Genomic DNA, 15,008 nt, shown 5'->3' with positions numbered 1-15,008 from the left:
CGCTCCGCTTGCATTAGGTGATGCAAATGGCTGCTGATACAGCAAGAGTAAGCTCGTCATGCAAAATAAGCTTGCCTCGCTGGCGGTCGGTGTTGACAGCTAGCATTCGGGTCGAATGCGGTCAGCCGCGACTGTCCGCTACCGACCCATTGCGGACATTCAGATAGAAGCCCCAGCCATCTAGGTATAGGCTTTGCGCTTCTGAAATGGATTTCCAGGTGAGGGCAAGTAGCTTATGGCAAGTTCCGAAATTCACGAGCGGTTGAACAACCGTCGATTCACCGTAGCCAACAACTCCCAAGGGCTCTCTGGTACTGGAACGATATTTCACTATTTCGTCGACGGTGGGGCCATCACCGGCACATACCACGGCGGCCGGATCCGCTTGGGCAGTCAAGTGGGGCGGGTGACCGGCAGCAACACAATCGAGCTTCTTTATCACTGCCTTACCACTGAGGATGAGATCCTTGCTGGCTGGTCGCGGGGTGAGATTGGCCAAGACGATCTCGGACGCACGACGCTTCATTTTGTTTGGGGATGGTTATCCGGTGCGACGGGTGAGGGCGAGTCTAGTTACGTTGAGCTTCTCGACTAGCTTATCTATCGCAGAAGCAGTGATTCTCCCCTGCAATGGGTCGAAAGCAGCCGGTTCGACTGACCACGATTGACCCAGACGGAACATTGAAGGGACGTCAAACAGTCAAATCCTTGATCATTTTTAGAACCTCATAACTACCTGTGGCGGATGTGCGAACAAATCTGTCGCAAACACGGAAACCACAACCCAGATAGCATTTGATGGCACGCATATTGGTTGACCGTACGTTTAGCGTTACTGCCAGCAGGCAGTGGTCTACGCCAGTTGATCAAGCGCAAGCTGCATGGCTCGTCGTCCGATCCCTTGCCCCATCAGAGCGGTGTCGCCCAGCAGCACGCCAAGGCTGGCATGGGTTGGATGGTCGCAGGACTCTACCCAGATCGTGCCGATGTCTCGCCCATCGACAACGATAACTTGCCAGAGCAATGCCTTTCGACTGGGTTGTGTTCGTGCCATGTAGTGCAAAGCACGCGCTCCAATTGCCCAGCGCTCCAGCGCCGCTTGATCGGCCAGAGTGAATGCACGCAGAGCGACCTGTTTCGTCATGAATCGAGCATCAAGCCATAGCGGGTAAGCGAGAGGGGTTCACAATTTTCTTCAAAGATGCGTTGGCTTCCTGCCTGCGCTGAAAAACCATGCTTGCAGTAAAAGCGTGTGGCTCGCTCGTTGCCGTCGAGCACCCACGCACAAACCTGTTGATAGCCATGGCCCATCAATGCCTGCCGGGCCTCTGCCCAAAGAGCCGTGCCAATACCACGTGCCCAGCATAATGGGTCGAGGTAGATTGCCATCAGTTCAGCAGTGCCGTTGGGAGCATCCTGGTCACGGCTAGGGCCGAACGAAACCCACCCAATCACTTGCCCATCCAATTCGGCCACGCGAATTGAGGGGCTGCCAGACTCGATTGCCTGCTTCAGGAACACCACACGGCGTTCCACACTGGTGTCTAAGGCGCTCAGGTATCGTTTCGACAGCAGCCCTACGTAGGCGCTTTGCCAACTGCGGATGTGAAGGATGGCTATGGCAGCGGCATCGTCACTGACAGGCTTGCGGACAAGGAGCTTGGGTAACAAGCTGATGCTATCCATGAGATAAGACCTAAAAGGGTACGCCGTAGACATGCTGCATGCGCCATGCCAGTTGGCGAGTTACGATCAACTGGCGCTTGTAATGGCTAATCAGCAGATTTGCCCTGCTCCGCAGCCGCGCAAACTGTTTCGGCAGTGTTTCCAGACCAACAGTAACGGTTTGGTTCCATCCAGCCATGCCTATCGGGGGGATTATGTTTCACACGAGAAGGTCAACAACATGAGTGTTTCGAAGGCATGGCTGGAGTCAGCCATTCACGCGCTGGAAGTACGTCTGCTTGAGCGCAAAACTCGTCTTGATCGCGACATACTGAACAGCTTGCTGGCTCCAGATTTTGTAGAATTTGGCGCGAATGGTGTCGTTTGGAACCGAGCACAGATCATCGACGCCTTGCTGGAACAAGACTTTGTCCAGCGTCAGATCTACGATTTTCAGATACGCATCCTCTCCGAAACAGTGGTGCTGAGCACCTATCGATGCGCTGTTCTTGATCCGAGCGGCGGTAGCGAGTCTTTGAGAAGCTCGATATGGCGCCAAGTAGGATGCGATTGGCAATTGGCGTTCCACCAAGGAACGGCGAGGGCAAGAGAATAATAAATAGCGCCAGCAGTTGGATGGCCGCTATGGGTCGTTAGCGGTCAATCGTGAATTACTGCTTGCGCCTCTTAGCCATGTGGGCGATTGGTCGTAACGATTGCAAGTGGCTGGCCACGTCGAATGCAAACGGCTGGTAAGCATCGATAAAAATCACTGGTCACGTACATGGCAAATTTCCACACCTTGCATGCAGGGTATCGGCCTGATGCAGGCCGCCTGTTAATGACCTTTCTCTGTGGGCCCGCCTAGGGCGTGCAACTGGTAGTCGGTGAACGCCTGGAAGCGATGCTCGGCCATCAGCTTGAGCCGCTTCAGCTCCGCTCCGACTACCCCTTTCGCCTGGGCTTGGTGGTACAGCTTGAGTGCTTCCACGGCCTCGGTGTACAGGGGTGGTCAGGCATGAGTACCTTGCTCAGATCTCTTTTCACGATCTCTTCCTTTCGCCATTGCTATCCCACACGACGCCATCCCACCCGGGCGTGTATTTAGCCTACCACTGCGGATCAGCTTGGACGGAGTGGGCGTACATCAATGCTTCGTCCGCGAGCTCCAGCATATCGGCCAAGGTTCCTGAGTCTACGGCATGCGTATCACGTAGCGCATATGCGTGATGCAGAAGCTCCCTGTGATGTTTCTTAGGTGCGAGGAGCAGGGCCTCGGTGTCGTTGAGCAGCTGCCGCCACTCTTGGATCGACATTACGGGCAGATTGGTGCCTGTCATGGCGGCATTCTCTATAACTGTATGGGAATACAGTATTCGAAGGATCCCCGGCTGCATAGGTAGTGCGGACGAAACGCGCCTGCGATGAGAGTCACAGTTGGCCGAAATTGAGCAGGGCTTGCCGAGCATCCCTCAAAGCCTGGTTTCGGCTTACACATCCTGGGCTCACGCAAGCGGTTTGCGATAGACCTCGCCCGATATTATTCATGCCCTTTTCACATACGGTGTGGGAATGTTAGCTATCCCTACGTGTGATAGAAGCTCCTTTGCCCGCCCCCAGCGGGCTTTCTTTTGGATACTGTTCCACGATCAATTGGGAAGTTGTCGGCCCTACCCTCTCAGCCTGGGAAATCCAATCAAGTTGGCGTTTCAAGCCTGAATAGCAGCGGAAGCTTGATCGCCACCTTGACGTGCCCCTCTGGGGACGGCTGTCGTGAACCGCACCCTGCCGTTGGCAGGGTACGGCCCGGTCGGGCTTCCATCCTCACGCCTCTGGCCATCCTGGCCGGCGCGCTCCGCTTGCGGGGCGTATTGCAACGACCTTTATCGTGCAAGACGTTACCATTTACGACCTTTCGCGCCCCCGGTCAGCCAGTACGAAAGTATTGGGAGCGGGATGCTGTTGCTCGGTATCTCAAGGAAACACAGGCTCCCTGTGTGAACCTTCGAGGTAAGTGATCATGGCAAACGATCCAGACAAGACCGGTCAACAAGGCGGCACCGATCAGAACAATCCTGGTGGCTTCGAGAATGACCCACACCCGCCATCTGAGCCCGGTCAAACGGGCGGACAGACGTGGGAAGGCGAATCCGACCCTCAACGAGAAGTCCCTCAAGGTGATCAAGACTTAGGCGGTGGATACCAAAGCGATCACCAGGGCGCAGCTGGTGCAGCTCATCAGGGTGGGATGGGAGGCCATACCACGGGGCCCAAATCGGACAATGGGCAAAGCGAAATTGATGAAGCTTCGCAAGCGGTACAGGATGAAGACAGTGGCATGACTGAGGACAACCGATAACGTTGTTCAGGGCCAAAGAGAATGGACTGCTAGCAGAAAAAAGCCCGCGCTCCACGCGCGGGCCGCCCAGAGAGCAATACCCGCCCTGATCAGTTATCCAGTTCGTCTTTGATGATTTTGCCGTCGTGCGGATCTACCTGGAATTCGTACTGCTTGCCGTCAGCCTTGATGCCCTCACCTTCCCAATGACCATCGTCAGCTTCGATTTTGGTGATCTGGGTGTAGCCTGCCCCTTTCAGGGCTGCCTCGGCCTGATCCTTATTCACCTTCCAGTCAGCTCCGGGCGTATCAGCCCAAGCGGAAGAAGCCCCCATAGCACCAACCAATGCCAGGCCAGTGAACACTCGAGTCATCGCTTTCATCGCTAACATCCTTTTTCATGACAGTTAACGATCCGACCCAAACGCTGATCTTGACGTTCAGTTTGTGTTGAAAGCCCACACTCATTCCAGTCGCCCATCATGGTAAACGAGCTCCTGCAGGTCTCGTGAAAGCAAAGCAGCGGCTGTGGGCTTCAGCATGGTTGAACTCAAGTCCTCCCAACAAATCCACTTACAATCAACGATGCCTCTGCCAAGCGCGACGCAGCAACCGTCGGGTACGTCAGTCGTAAAAATATGGTGGAGAACGTTGCCTACCTCGACAGTGCCCACAGCGTTCAAGCTTGTGCGATGAAGCGCTAGCCCCTTCCAAAGCTCACGGGCAGCGGCGACGATTGGCGCTTCACCGGTCGCGAGCACGCCGCTTGGAAACTTCCATTTAGCACCCTTCCTGCGGACTAGCAGAACCTTGTCATTTCGTGAGCAGATGATCGTGGCCTTAGCTCTGACCGGGCGATGCTTGGTGACGCTCATGAGGGATCGCACCTGGAGAATGGGCGACATCCTAAACGCGAAAGTGATCATCCATGATCTGATGATCCATCGCTGAATACGGAGTTCCGAACTGGCAGCTTTCCTGGTGAAGAAGCATGGAGTCACCGAATTCCCAGCGGCCATATGAGCATGCGTGAGTCAAAGAAGGCATGTATTGGAATGTCCCGAAATGATTGAAAACGCCGCTCTAGACGAAACGGACTAAGCTCGCTTGAAGGAGAGGTGATCAGGAGGCAAGGATGCGACATCGATGAGCAGTATTTTGGGCATGGGCAGATCCAGCTCTGGGGATACCCAGTTGTTCATCGGGATCTATGAGCGCTCAGGCTTGGTCAGGATTGAGGAAGCCTATGCAAAGCGCCCTGGTGAATCGGTAATTCGAGCCATGGCGTGGGGTGCTGGCCGGGGTCGTGCGCTGGCTCTATACACCTTGGAGCCAAAGCAGCACATGGGGTAGGAGGACAAGACAATGGTTGATCAGCTGGCCCAGTTGGACGCTAAGATCGCGTTCCTAGATCATGTAGCTGCCGAACTGGAGCGCCAAGTTGGGCCTAGCCCTGTCACTCGCACTCTGGTCATCGCCTGGCTGACTGAGTGGCTGAAGCAGTCGGGCGGATTGAAACCCGATTTACGACACCTGCCTCAGTCTCTCAAAGCGGCTTACGCCGCCTGGGCTCATCAAGCCGTGGATCGCTGAAAGTTAATTGCTACCCACGGCGTCCTGCAAAACACTGCAGCAAGCCGCTGCCTTGGCTGCCCACGCTCGGTTGAGCGGCATCTTACACGGCCTCCCGTCCAGGCCAAGGCACGGGTCATCAAAATGAGCTGATGACAGCATGAAGACTGTGCCAGCCACTGGGGCAAAAAGCACAGCAGCGGCTTCAAAAGTTTAGGAAATCAATGCTGGTTGCGACGGATAGATTAAACCGACTGCCGCTGGCAACTACAGGCTATCTTCGACTTGTCATCACACTCAGAGCGGTTGCGATGAGCAAGAACACGCCACTGGCAATGAAGGTAGCCTGATACCCCATCCTGTCGTAAAGCACCCCGCCTACCGTCGCACCAACAGTGATTGCCAATTGAATCACCGCGACCATCAATCCACCTCCGGCTTCGGCATTGTGCGGCAGTGCTCTGGCCAACCAAGTGAACCAGCCCACAGGCGCACAAGTCGCGACCAGACCCCATAGGCCCAGCACTGCGGCGACTGGAACGACCCAGCTACCAATCGCGATAACGGCGAACGCGATGGCGGTCATGCTCAAAGGTATTCCCACCAAAACCTTGTTCAGACTATGACTAACGAGAGAGCCGGCTAACATGGTGCCTACCAATCCTGCGGCACCGATGATCAAGAGCAAGAGCGAAAGCGTAGGCACATCGACATGCGTGACCGTCTCCAGGAAAGGCCGCAGATACGTGAAGAGTGTGAACTGCCCCATGAAGAGAAACGCAACTGCGGCCATGCCGAGGGCGACCTTGCTGTCCCCAAGCAAGCGTAATGAGCCGGTGGCCGATACTTGAGTCCGCTCATTCGGCATTGCCGGCAGAGTAAAAGTTTGCCAGATCAACGCTAGTGCAGCCAAAGGCACCACGCAAAAGAATGCCCCTCTCCAGCCAATGGTGCCGCCTAGGTAGCTTCCAACCGGCGCTGCGATTGCCGTAGCTAACGCGGTACCGCCCTGCATCACAGCAATCGCCTTCGGAACGAGCGCCTCGGGCGCAATGCGCATCACCACTGCGGTGGACATCGACCAGTATCCGCCAATGGCGATTCCAAGTATGGCTCGCCCTACCATCAACGTCAGGTAGTTCGGAGCAAACGCCACCATCCCACCGGATACCAGCATGAGCGCCGTTGTGGCCAGCAGCACAGGCTTGCGGTCGATCCCCTGGGTCACGCTGGCCAGCCACAGGCTGGTAATGACAGCAAAGAAACCCGAGATGGAAATGGCCTGCCCGGCTTGGCCTTCCGTCAATGACAAGTCCGATGCAATCGGCGTGAGCAAACTCACCGGCAGAAACTCTGAGGCCACTAAAGCGAAGGCGCAGAGCGCCATCGCCAGGACAGCGCTCCAGACCTGACGGTGTGAGTGTTGAAGGGGTATTGCTGGGCTGCTCATGGCGGTTCTCGATGTACCAATTTCAAAAGACACGGCTGCCGAGGCCCAGCGAGAAGAGCTGGGCCTGGTGACTGCAGTAGTTACTTGAGGTTTTCGTGGAAGAACGAGGCCAGCTTGCTGAAAGGGATCAAGCCAACACGGTCGTAGAGATCGACATGGCCAGCACCCGGTACGATCACAAGCTCCTTGGGTTCACCGGCAAGGCGATAGGCCTCTTCGCTGAATTCACGGGAATGAGCGTTTTCCCCCGCAATGAACAGCATAGGGCGTGGCGAGATCGTCTCGATGTCATTGAACGGATAGAAGTTCATGAACCTGACATTGCTGGTCAGAGTAGGATGCGTCGTCAGAAGTGGCGATAGCCCTTCGGGGGTGAACTCACCCCGTGGTGTGCGGTAGAAGTCGTAGAATTCCCGTTCGATAGCGTTGGAGTTCTCGGTCAGTTGGTCGACCGTCCCACTGGTGTACTTGATATCCCCACCCGCAAATTCGACATCACGCCGGGCTGTTGCTTCGGCGATAAGCTTCTTGCGCTGCTCGACAGAGACGCTATGTTTGAGGCCGTTGCGATTGGCCGCGCCCATGTCGTACATGCTGACCGTGGCAATCGCTTTCATGCGTGGGTCGATCTTCGCCGCACTGATGGCAAAACTGCCGCTGCCGCAGATACCCAGCACGCCAATACGGTTGCGATCAACGAAACCCTGGGCGCTAAGATAGTCGACCGCCGCACTGAAATCTTCGGCATAAATGTCCGGCGATACCAGGTTACGCGGACGCCCATCGCTCTCGCCCCAGAACGACAGATCAATGGCCAAGGTGACGAAGCCCTGCTCTGCCAGCTTCTGGGCGTAAAGATTCGCGCTCTGTTCCTTCACGGCCCCCATCGGGTGACCGATGATGATGGCGGGGTAACGGGTATCGCGGCTCAGGTTCTTGGGGGTAAACAGGTTACCCACCGTATTCATCTGAAACTGGTTCTTGAAGGAAACCCGTTCGAGTGAAACCTGTTCACTCTTGTAGAAATTGTTGGCCCCATGGGACATGTCGGCGGCTCCCGCAGTAAGTGAACTGGCCATCAAGGCAAACGCAACGAACAAGGACTTCATGCATGGCTTCCTGTCTGCTCGAAATGGAAGTGGCACGAGAGGCCGTCGCTGCTGAACAGTCCCGCCCCCTCGTCTGCCACCCATCTTCCTCGCGTAAACCGATCAATCAGTAGAGCAAACGGGTATTTTTCTTGCCTGATTGTCCAGCCCCTGCTCACTGGGCATGGACAACTGAACTGACCTGGAAGTAGTGTTTTGCCATACGTGATCGGAACCCTCGCGATGGCCATTAGCGCACCCCCCCCCTTCAAGCACGAACCCACTGGCCAACCTATGCAGGGTCATCGGCGCCCTCGCGCCAACTGCTGGCGACTTCGCGACGAGCGTTGCAGACCTGAGCGTCTACCGGCGTAACGCCCCAGCCCCACCGATCACCTGCATTATCGAGCCGAGCATCGTGCTGGTCGTACAGGGCGCTAAGGAAATGGTCATCGGCAGCGACGTTTTCCCCTACGATACGACTCGCTTCCTGGTCACTTCGCTGAACATCCCTGCCCACTCAGCGGTGACCATGGCCAGCGATGCAGCGCCCTGTCTCGGCTTGGTGTTCAAGCTAGACCTGCGCACACTGGCGGAGCTGATCGCCCAGGATGGCCGCCTTCCCCTGAATGGCCAGGCCTTCCACACCAGCGCCGGCGTGGGCAAGCTGAGCCCGAAATTGTTCGAGAGCTTCGCCCGTCTCATCCATCTGCTTGAGGAGCCGGATGCGATACCCGTGCTCTGGCCGCTGATTCAGCGAGAGATCCATTATCGGTTGCTGTTGAGTGACCAGGCTCCCTTGCTGCGCCATATCGCCTCGGTGGGCAGCAAAGGTCATCGAATTGCCAAGGCTATCGACTGGATGAAGCTGAACTACGCCGCACCTCTGCGCGTGGACGAGCTGGCCTCTCGGGTACAGATGGGGCTCTCGACCTTTCATCAGCATTTCCGTCAGCTCACCGCCATGAGTCCGCTGCAGTACCAGAAATGGCTAAGGTTGAACGAGGCGAAACGGTTGATGCTCAACGAGCATCTGGATGCTGCCACCGCTGCCTTCAAGGTCGGCTATGAAAGCCCCTCGCAGTTCAGCCGCGAATACGGGCGCCAGTTCGGTACGCCGCCAAAACGCGATATCGCAGAATTACGCCTGGGTGCGGAAAGATCAAACGCACCAATGCCGAGTATGCCCTGAGCTCTCAACGTTGAGGAAAGAGCCAGCTCCGTTGTATCAGCTTTACCTCAATCCCAGTGCATCTAGAGCCGCCCTGCCTACACCATTCCCACCTAGAGGAGCTACATGATGGGGCCAGGCTCGATATGCAGATTCGGCATCCCTGTACTGGGGCATGCAATTGTTCATAGCGATCTATGGACTGCCAGGGGTGGCTAGCGTGGGAAGCCTATGTAATAACGGCCCAGCGGAATGCTGATTCGAGCCATCGATTGAGGTGCCAGACCAGTTAGGACAATGGCTGATCAGTTAGCCGAACTGGAGCGCCAGGTTGGGCCCTGCCCTGTCATTAGCACTCTGGTCATCGCCTGTCTGACTGATTGGGTGAAGCAGTCGGGCGGATTGAAACCCGATTTACCTCACCTTCCTCAGTCTCTCACAGCGGCTTACGCCGCCTGGACTCATCAAGCCTTGGATTGCTGACAGTTAATGCTACCCAATGCTTCCAGCAGTCTGGTCAAGCAAACCGCTGATTAGGCTGATGACGCTCGGTGGCAAGACACCTGGCGCGTCCTACACCCCACGCTAAGGCACGCGTCATGGACTCTCCAGGGCGCGTATCAAAGGCTTCCTCATGAAGTGCCATGCCGGTGCCGGCATACACGCCTATGAACATCTGGGTGTTGCCTGTGCGCGACAGGCGCACTTGGATATCCATCGTCGTGCCATCATCCAGCGTCTCATCATGAGTGCGATGATGAAGCGTTGGATCTGCCCATTTCCAGAAAATGTCACCGCGAATCCGCATGCCGCCCTCCTGCGACTTTAGTCTTATATATGGGGTGTCTGTACCATAGCGCAGCGAAGCGGAAGCAACAGCACCGCCGAGCGGATAATGGCTCATCAATATGACGAGATGTGACGCAGGAGGGATTTCGATTACTTCAGCAGAACTCGGGATAACCAAGAATTTTGAAGGCCCTCAAAAGATTGGTTCTTAGCGCCGACTTGCACCAGTTCCCCATAGTCATGAATGCACCATGGGATTTAAGCCTGGCTGTATCTAGCACCACTTGTCGACCCCGTTACTTCATCACAAACCTGCGCTTGCCTCCCGGAGCCTGGCTATGGCCCTCAGCGGTAGGCAAAACAAATTCTAAATCCCCCGCTTGGCTGTACACGCCGATCTGCAGGAGGCGCAGCGCCTCTTGAGCGTCTGGCAGGATGCGCCGAGCGAGATTTCGATCTTTCATTGAGCATGCATCATTTTCGATGACAAGGCAGGCAGCCACGAGTACCTCGGCTATGAGCTGCTCTGCTTGATCTTTGTTTTGATGCTGCATGATATCTCCTTGGAACCACGAAGACGGCACTGAGCGTGGAACAGTGCTTGTGCCCCTGTACTTACTGTCTGACGGTTTGTAACCACCTACCGGCATCGCGCAAGCGACTCGCCACAGGCATTGATCCAGCCAGCCTCAAGCTGATGATCGCACGATGTGCCCGGGCAACGTCTTTCGGAACCACGCCAGCAGCTAAGCCGTACTCGCTAACATTGGCTCGGCGGAAGACCTGATCTTCGGTTTTATAGGTCAGGATGCTCATGACCAGGCCGAAGATCTCCTCGCGCATGATGGTCATGTCGTCACTGCAACCGTAAACACGGTAGGTGTCACGAATGCTCCTTCGCCCACATCGCCATCCTCCAGGCGCTGCTGCGGGCAGCCAACGGGTGACATCCCGAGTCAGTATCATTGCCATGGCCATGGCCATGGCCAATGCCAAGGTTCTGGCTGATTTACCTAAAGAACGACTCGCCTATCTGCAATCAGCTTCTATGGAGGTTGAGCATTAATTGGCGAGCTAAGCACTTTATAGAGCCTGTGAGCCTGGACGAGACAGTCTCAGGAAGATAGCAAAATAGGCAACAAGGGTTTGCCTCTCGCTCGCAGCCGCCCACCGATTAACATCAGCATCAATGAAGCAGCCGTTAGGGCAAGGCTCATTCCGAGCATTTGAGCAAAGCGGTCATGTGATCCCAAAACCACAGCAACCACCATGGCTAACGATCCGAAAAGCCCAGCACACCCCAAAGCAGTAATAAGCCATCCCAAGGTTCGCATTCCCGACTCCTCAATGTTGATTTTCGAGATCAATTCGACTTGATACGAGACCATGCGCATTTGGCAAAGTGCCATCAGCGCGTAGGTGCGCCCCTCTCGCGTCTAGAGCTTAAAGCGGACATGGATGCAGCTTTTACTATCTTGGCGATCAACCACTACTGCCGCGCTGCCGTAACCGGAATAGCTTTTGACCAATCGCATGCCAAGCCCCGTTCCTGTCGGCTTAGGGTAATGATCAGGAAAGCCGTCGCCCTCATCCCTGACGGTGAGCTGAGCATGATCGCCGGCATGCTTGACGATCACGTCTATGGAGCCTTTGCCGTACTTAAGGGAGTTGGTGATCAACTCGGAGATCACTAACCCCAAGGGAGCCATTCTTTCAGGTGGCAGGACGAAGTCGTCAGCCTCCAACAGAATTTGTCGGTCGGCCAAAGCCTTGCCCAGATCACCCAACAGGGCACTCAGGTAATCGCGAGCGCGTACCTCTTGGTCTTCGGCGGCCTGGTATAGTCTCTCGTGAACACTGGCAATGGTCACCACTCGCCCTGCGGCAGTTTCGAGCTGCAACTTAACAGCCGCATCTGGCGTGAGATTGGCTTGAAGTAACAGCAGGGTGTTTACAAGGTGGAGGCTATTTTTGACGCGATGATGGATTTCTTCGAGATAAAGGTCGCTTCGATTTTGCCTGCTGTTCTGCGCCTCAATGAGAGAGAGCAGCTGAGCTTCGTACTGGTGCCGTTCAGTGATATCCCGTGATACCGCTATGATCCGTTCGACCTGGCCATCCGTGCCCATGATTGGCGCCACAGTCACATCCCACCATTTGGGTTCATCGGGAGCGATTGGGCAGTACGATTCGAACCTCATGGTTTCGCCAGCGCTAACTTTAGTTACCGCCTCCCAAACAAGTGATCGCGACTCCTCAGGCCACAAGTCATACCATCGCTGACCTTTAACGCTGGTCAGTTGTGTATCCAGGAATGTCAGCCCGGCTTCATTCATGAACTCGATCTCGCCGCTCGGGGCCAGGATATCCACCCAGTCAGGGCTTGCGTTCAGAATGGTTTCGGAATAAGGGTCGGGAACTGGAACATCCACTCCTGCAGATATTCTTTCGACAGCCATGGAAATGACGTTCGAGATGCCTTCCAGAAATACCAGATCGCTCTCTACAAAATCGTCCCCGTTGCTGCTGTCGGCTTCCAGTACACCAAACGGGCTGAGCACACCCCGTATCGGGACATTGATGGCCCGCTCTATTCCATATTTTTTCAGCAGCTCCGGCGTTCGAAAGCGATTTTCCATACCCAAATGATTCGAGAGTACAGGCCTGTAGGTGGCCAAAGCATAGCCTGCGGGACTAGCCACATCGCCGCCCACGGTTGCTCGCCCGATGTCAGAAGCATCCCAGCCAACGCCGTGGGTCAGAACAAACCCTTCCCCTTCCTCTGTTGGCTGGAGCACCTTGGAAAAACGAGTGTTCATCCCTTCAGCGACTACTTCACATGCACGGGTCAGCAACAGATCCAAGTCCGCAGCCTTCAGGGACATCACGCCAAACTCGACCACGAGCTCATGTTGGCGGTGCAAGCGCGCATGAGTCTTCTTCAAGGCCGCTCGGATTGTTTCGTCCACTGGTAGCTGCTGCATAGTCTTCCCTTCCGGATTAACGGGAAACGCCCAGAATCCTTTCAGGGGGTACAGGCGGTTCGCTTAACGTTTTCCTACCATAGCCGCTAATCCATGACGGCGCCTAGCGCACCACTCATCGCCCCGGAGCAACGGCTTTGAGGCCCAGAGCCCTAATGCATATGACCCGCGAGCAAACCCTACATGCCGAAAACCATCCTCATTGTGGAAGACGACGACCTCCTAAGAGACCTAACTGCCGAGAGCCTCTCGTCACTCTACGCCGTTGCTATGACGTGCTGCGCAAATGCTGACGAGGCGTTGCATTACCTTTGCAATAAGGAAGTCCCTAGCTTAGTGATGACCGATATCCATATGCCTGGAAGCATGGACGGTTTAGGCCTTGCACACGAGATTTGGCGTCGATGGCCTACCCTGCCAGTGATTCTGACTTCGGGCGACGCAGTAATCGACACCGGTTTGCTGCCTGCTCGGACAGCATTTCTCCCCAAACCTTGGGAGATTTCTGATCTCGCCTCGCTGATCAACAAATTAGTAACGCTCCCGCCACAAGTAGAAGCTTGATCCAAAGAACACTGCCTACCCCTTCCATGCTTCGTATTTGGCTAGCAGCGGTTGAACGCTCAATCCATGTAGCAGAATGCTCAACGCCACCACCGACAAAACCAAGCTAATGCTCTGTGCGGCGAAGGTGGGAAGCAGCCCATGATTGAGGGTATAGAACAAGTAATAGAAGCTGCCGATACCTCGGATGCCAAACCAACCCAAAAGCCCGCGCTGACGAATATCCAGCATTTCCCGAGCCGGGAAAAGCAGAATGCTGACGGGCCGAATGACAAAGAACAAAGCGCCGGCAACCGGCACTGCCCGCCAGTCCCAATGTTCAATGAGCACTACCCCGAGCATGGTGACAAGAAACACTTCCAGTGCCCGCTCGATCAAGCTACCGAATGCCAACATGTCTCCCAACATTATCCCCGCTGCCACCTGTGAGTCATCGAGCCCTTCCACATCACCTTTGACGGCCAGCTCCGGCGCGACATGCTGGTGTCCTACTACAGGCTGTACTAGATGCTCGGCAGCTGGATCCTCGGGGCTATTTGAGGTGTGAACCTCCGCCTGGCGCAAACCGAGGCCCGCAGCGAACACCGCGAGAAACCCATAGGCCTGAATAGTCTCGGCGCTCACATAAGCCAGCGCGATAAGGGCAAGGGCGAGATAGTCGTTGGGTGACACGGTGCTGTCGTCGTTGCGCAAACGCAAGAAAAGCGTGAACTTGCCCAAGCCACGCCCCATCCAGTAGCCCAACAGCAGACCTGCAGAGACTGCCCACAGCATGTCCTTGATGAGCCAGTTAGAGAACCAGGCTTGTCCGGTATCCTGTTGCAGGAACAGGCCGAGGATGACGAAGGGAAAAGCCACTCCATCGTTAAGCCCTGCCTCACCGGACAGGCTGAAACGGACAGGATCATCGTCTTGAGCATCAACCACCTGTACCAGGGTTGCCAGCACAGGGTCTGTGGGTGCGAGGATAGCTCCAATCAGAACTGATACTCCCCACCCCAGGCTCAGGCCGTAATGCAGCACCATCGCTACCCCACCAATGCAGAGCAACATGACCGGCCCCGCCAGATAGAAAGCGCTCAACCAGCTGCGATTGTGCCAGGGCAATCGCAACTTCAAGCCACTGAAGAACAGCGAAAACAAGACCGCGACTTCGGTGAGGTGCTCCATCCAGCCACTCGACGTGCTCAAGTCCAGCTGTAGCAAACCCAGGCCCGATGTTCCCAGAGCCATACCTAAGCCAAGGCACACAACGGACGTTGTAACTGGAATCCAGCGCAGGTACGAGGATGAAAGCGAGAGCAGCAGGAGCACTGCACCCAGCATGGCGAACCAGACGATGAAGGTCATCTGCGCAGAAGCCTTGGGAGAATTTTCGACTACTTTT

Annotated in this window: 17 protein-coding genes and 2 pseudogenes; 6 read left to right on the top strand and 13 right to left on the bottom strand. The window is 55.7% G+C overall.

What is annotated here, in order from left to right; translation table 11 throughout:
- Window positions 1–235: 235 nt before the first annotated feature.
- Window positions 236–595 (top strand): hypothetical protein, encoded by a 360-nt coding sequence (locus tag AB5975_23695; GenBank protein XDR19487.1) that lies wholly within the window; start codon window positions 236–238, stop codon window positions 593–595.
- Between the two features lie 258 nt (window positions 596–853).
- Here AB5975_23695 and AB5975_23690 read toward each other — a convergent pair whose 3' ends face one another.
- Together AB5975_23690 and AB5975_23685 are read right to left on the bottom strand one after the other, a co-directional pair.
- Entirely contained in the window at window positions 854–1,144 is a 291-nt protein-coding gene (locus AB5975_23690) for a hypothetical protein (protein ID XDR19486.1), read from the bottom strand.
- Window positions 1,141–1,686 carry an N-acetyltransferase family protein gene (locus AB5975_23685; GenBank protein ID XDR19485.1) on the bottom strand — a complete coding sequence of 182 codons (546 nt, stop codon included), beginning with the start codon at window positions 1,684–1,686 and terminating at the stop codon, window positions 1,141–1,143. The genes AB5975_23690 and AB5975_23685 overlap by 4 nt, the downstream gene beginning before the upstream one ends.
- Window positions 1,687–1,717: 31 nt before the next feature.
- Here AB5975_23685 and AB5975_23680 point away from each other — a divergent pair, with 31 nt between their 5' ends.
- Window positions 1,718–2,281 carry a DUF4440 domain-containing protein gene (locus AB5975_23680; protein XDR19484.1) on the top strand — a complete coding sequence of 188 codons (564 nt, stop codon included), beginning with the start codon at window positions 1,718–1,720 and terminating at the stop codon, window positions 2,279–2,281.
- Window positions 2,282–2,503: 222 nt separating this feature from the next.
- Here the strand turns inward: AB5975_23680 and AB5975_23675 are convergent.
- Both AB5975_23675 and AB5975_23670 read right to left on the bottom strand, forming a co-directional pair.
- A pseudogene (locus AB5975_23675) lies at window positions 2,504–2,712 on the bottom strand (hypothetical protein).
- Window positions 2,713–2,774: 62 nt separating this feature from the next.
- Window positions 2,775–3,005: a hypothetical protein gene (locus tag AB5975_23670; protein ID XDR19483.1), complete on the bottom strand. Its 231-nt coding sequence runs from the start codon at window positions 3,003–3,005 to the stop codon at window positions 2,775–2,777.
- Window positions 3,006–3,685: 680 nt separating this feature from the next.
- Between AB5975_23670 and AB5975_23665 the strand changes: the two genes are divergently transcribed.
- A complete protein-coding gene (locus tag AB5975_23665; GenBank protein XDR19482.1) occupies window positions 3,686–4,024 on the top strand; it encodes a stress-induced protein in 339 nt (112 codons plus the stop codon).
- A gap of 89 nt (window positions 4,025–4,113) precedes the next feature.
- Here AB5975_23665 and AB5975_23660 read toward each other — a convergent pair whose 3' ends face one another.
- Both AB5975_23660 and AB5975_23655 read right to left on the bottom strand, forming a co-directional pair.
- Window positions 4,114–4,386, bottom strand: a complete 273-nt coding sequence (locus AB5975_23660; GenBank protein ID XDR19481.1) for a PepSY domain-containing protein — start codon at window positions 4,384–4,386, stop codon at window positions 4,114–4,116.
- A gap of 81 nt (window positions 4,387–4,467) precedes the next feature.
- A complete protein-coding gene (locus AB5975_23655) occupies window positions 4,468–4,878 on the bottom strand; it encodes an NUDIX domain-containing protein (protein ID XDR19480.1) in 411 nt (136 codons plus the stop codon).
- A 490-nt stretch (window positions 4,879–5,368) separates the two neighbouring features.
- Between AB5975_23655 and AB5975_23650 the strand changes: the two genes are divergently transcribed.
- Entirely contained in the window at window positions 5,369–5,596 is a 228-nt protein-coding gene (locus AB5975_23650) for a hypothetical protein (protein ID XDR19479.1), read from the top strand.
- A gap of 253 nt (window positions 5,597–5,849) precedes the next feature.
- Here the strand turns inward: AB5975_23650 and AB5975_23645 are convergent, their stop codons facing one another.
- Window positions 5,850–7,025 (bottom strand): MFS transporter, encoded by a 1,176-nt coding sequence (locus AB5975_23645; protein ID XDR19478.1) that lies wholly within the window; start codon window positions 7,023–7,025, stop codon window positions 5,850–5,852.
- An 80-nt stretch (window positions 7,026–7,105) separates the two neighbouring features.
- Window positions 7,106–8,134: an alpha/beta hydrolase gene (locus tag AB5975_23640; GenBank protein ID XDR19477.1), complete on the bottom strand. Its 1,029-nt coding sequence runs from the start codon at window positions 8,132–8,134 to the stop codon at window positions 7,106–7,108.
- A 262-nt stretch (window positions 8,135–8,396) separates the two neighbouring features.
- Here AB5975_23640 and AB5975_23635 point away from each other — a divergent pair, with 262 nt between their 5' ends.
- Window positions 8,397–9,305, top strand: coding sequence for an AraC family transcriptional regulator N-terminal domain-containing protein (locus AB5975_23635; protein XDR23023.1), 909 nt, complete (start codon window positions 8,397–8,399; stop codon window positions 9,303–9,305).
- A gap of 496 nt (window positions 9,306–9,801) precedes the next feature.
- Here AB5975_23635 and AB5975_23630 read toward each other — a convergent pair whose 3' ends face one another.
- From AB5975_23630 to AB5975_23615, 4 genes and pseudogenes are all read right to left on the bottom strand, one after another.
- Complete coding sequence (locus AB5975_23630) at window positions 9,802–10,092, bottom strand: hypothetical protein (protein ID XDR23022.1); 291 nt, start codon at window positions 10,090–10,092, stop codon at window positions 9,802–9,804.
- A 277-nt stretch (window positions 10,093–10,369) separates the two neighbouring features.
- Window positions 10,370–10,627, bottom strand: a complete 258-nt coding sequence (locus AB5975_23625) for a hypothetical protein (GenBank protein ID XDR23063.1) — start codon at window positions 10,625–10,627, stop codon at window positions 10,370–10,372.
- A gap of 69 nt (window positions 10,628–10,696) precedes the next feature.
- Window positions 10,697–10,999, bottom strand: a pseudogene (locus tag AB5975_23620) (aldehyde dehydrogenase family protein).
- Between the two features lie 510 nt (window positions 11,000–11,509).
- Window positions 11,510–13,057: a sensor histidine kinase gene (locus AB5975_23615; GenBank protein XDR19476.1), complete on the bottom strand. Its 1,548-nt coding sequence runs from the start codon at window positions 13,055–13,057 to the stop codon at window positions 11,510–11,512.
- Window positions 13,058–13,240: 183 nt separating this feature from the next.
- On the opposite strand from AB5975_23615, the gene AB5975_23610 reads away from it, so the two are divergent.
- The gene (locus AB5975_23610) at window positions 13,241–13,621 is read left to right on the top strand and encodes a response regulator (protein ID XDR19475.1); all 381 of its coding nucleotides are present in this window, start codon (window positions 13,241–13,243) and stop codon (window positions 13,619–13,621) included.
- Window positions 13,622–13,636: 15 nt separating this feature from the next.
- Here the strand turns inward: AB5975_23610 and AB5975_23605 are convergent, their stop codons facing one another.
- On the bottom strand, window positions 13,637–14,971 hold the full coding sequence (locus AB5975_23605) for a cation:proton antiporter (GenBank protein ID XDR19474.1): 1,335 nt from the start codon (window positions 14,969–14,971) through the stop codon (window positions 13,637–13,639).
- Window positions 14,972–15,008: the final 37 nt, after the last annotated feature.

It is taken from the genome of Pseudomonas putida (genome assembly GCA_041071465.1).
GTDB classification, from domain to species: Bacteria; Pseudomonadota; Gammaproteobacteria; order Pseudomonadales; family Pseudomonadaceae; genus Aquipseudomonas; species Aquipseudomonas putida_P.
Note: the sequence above shows the minus strand (reverse complement) of the source record. Positions and strands in the feature narration are given on the sequence as shown.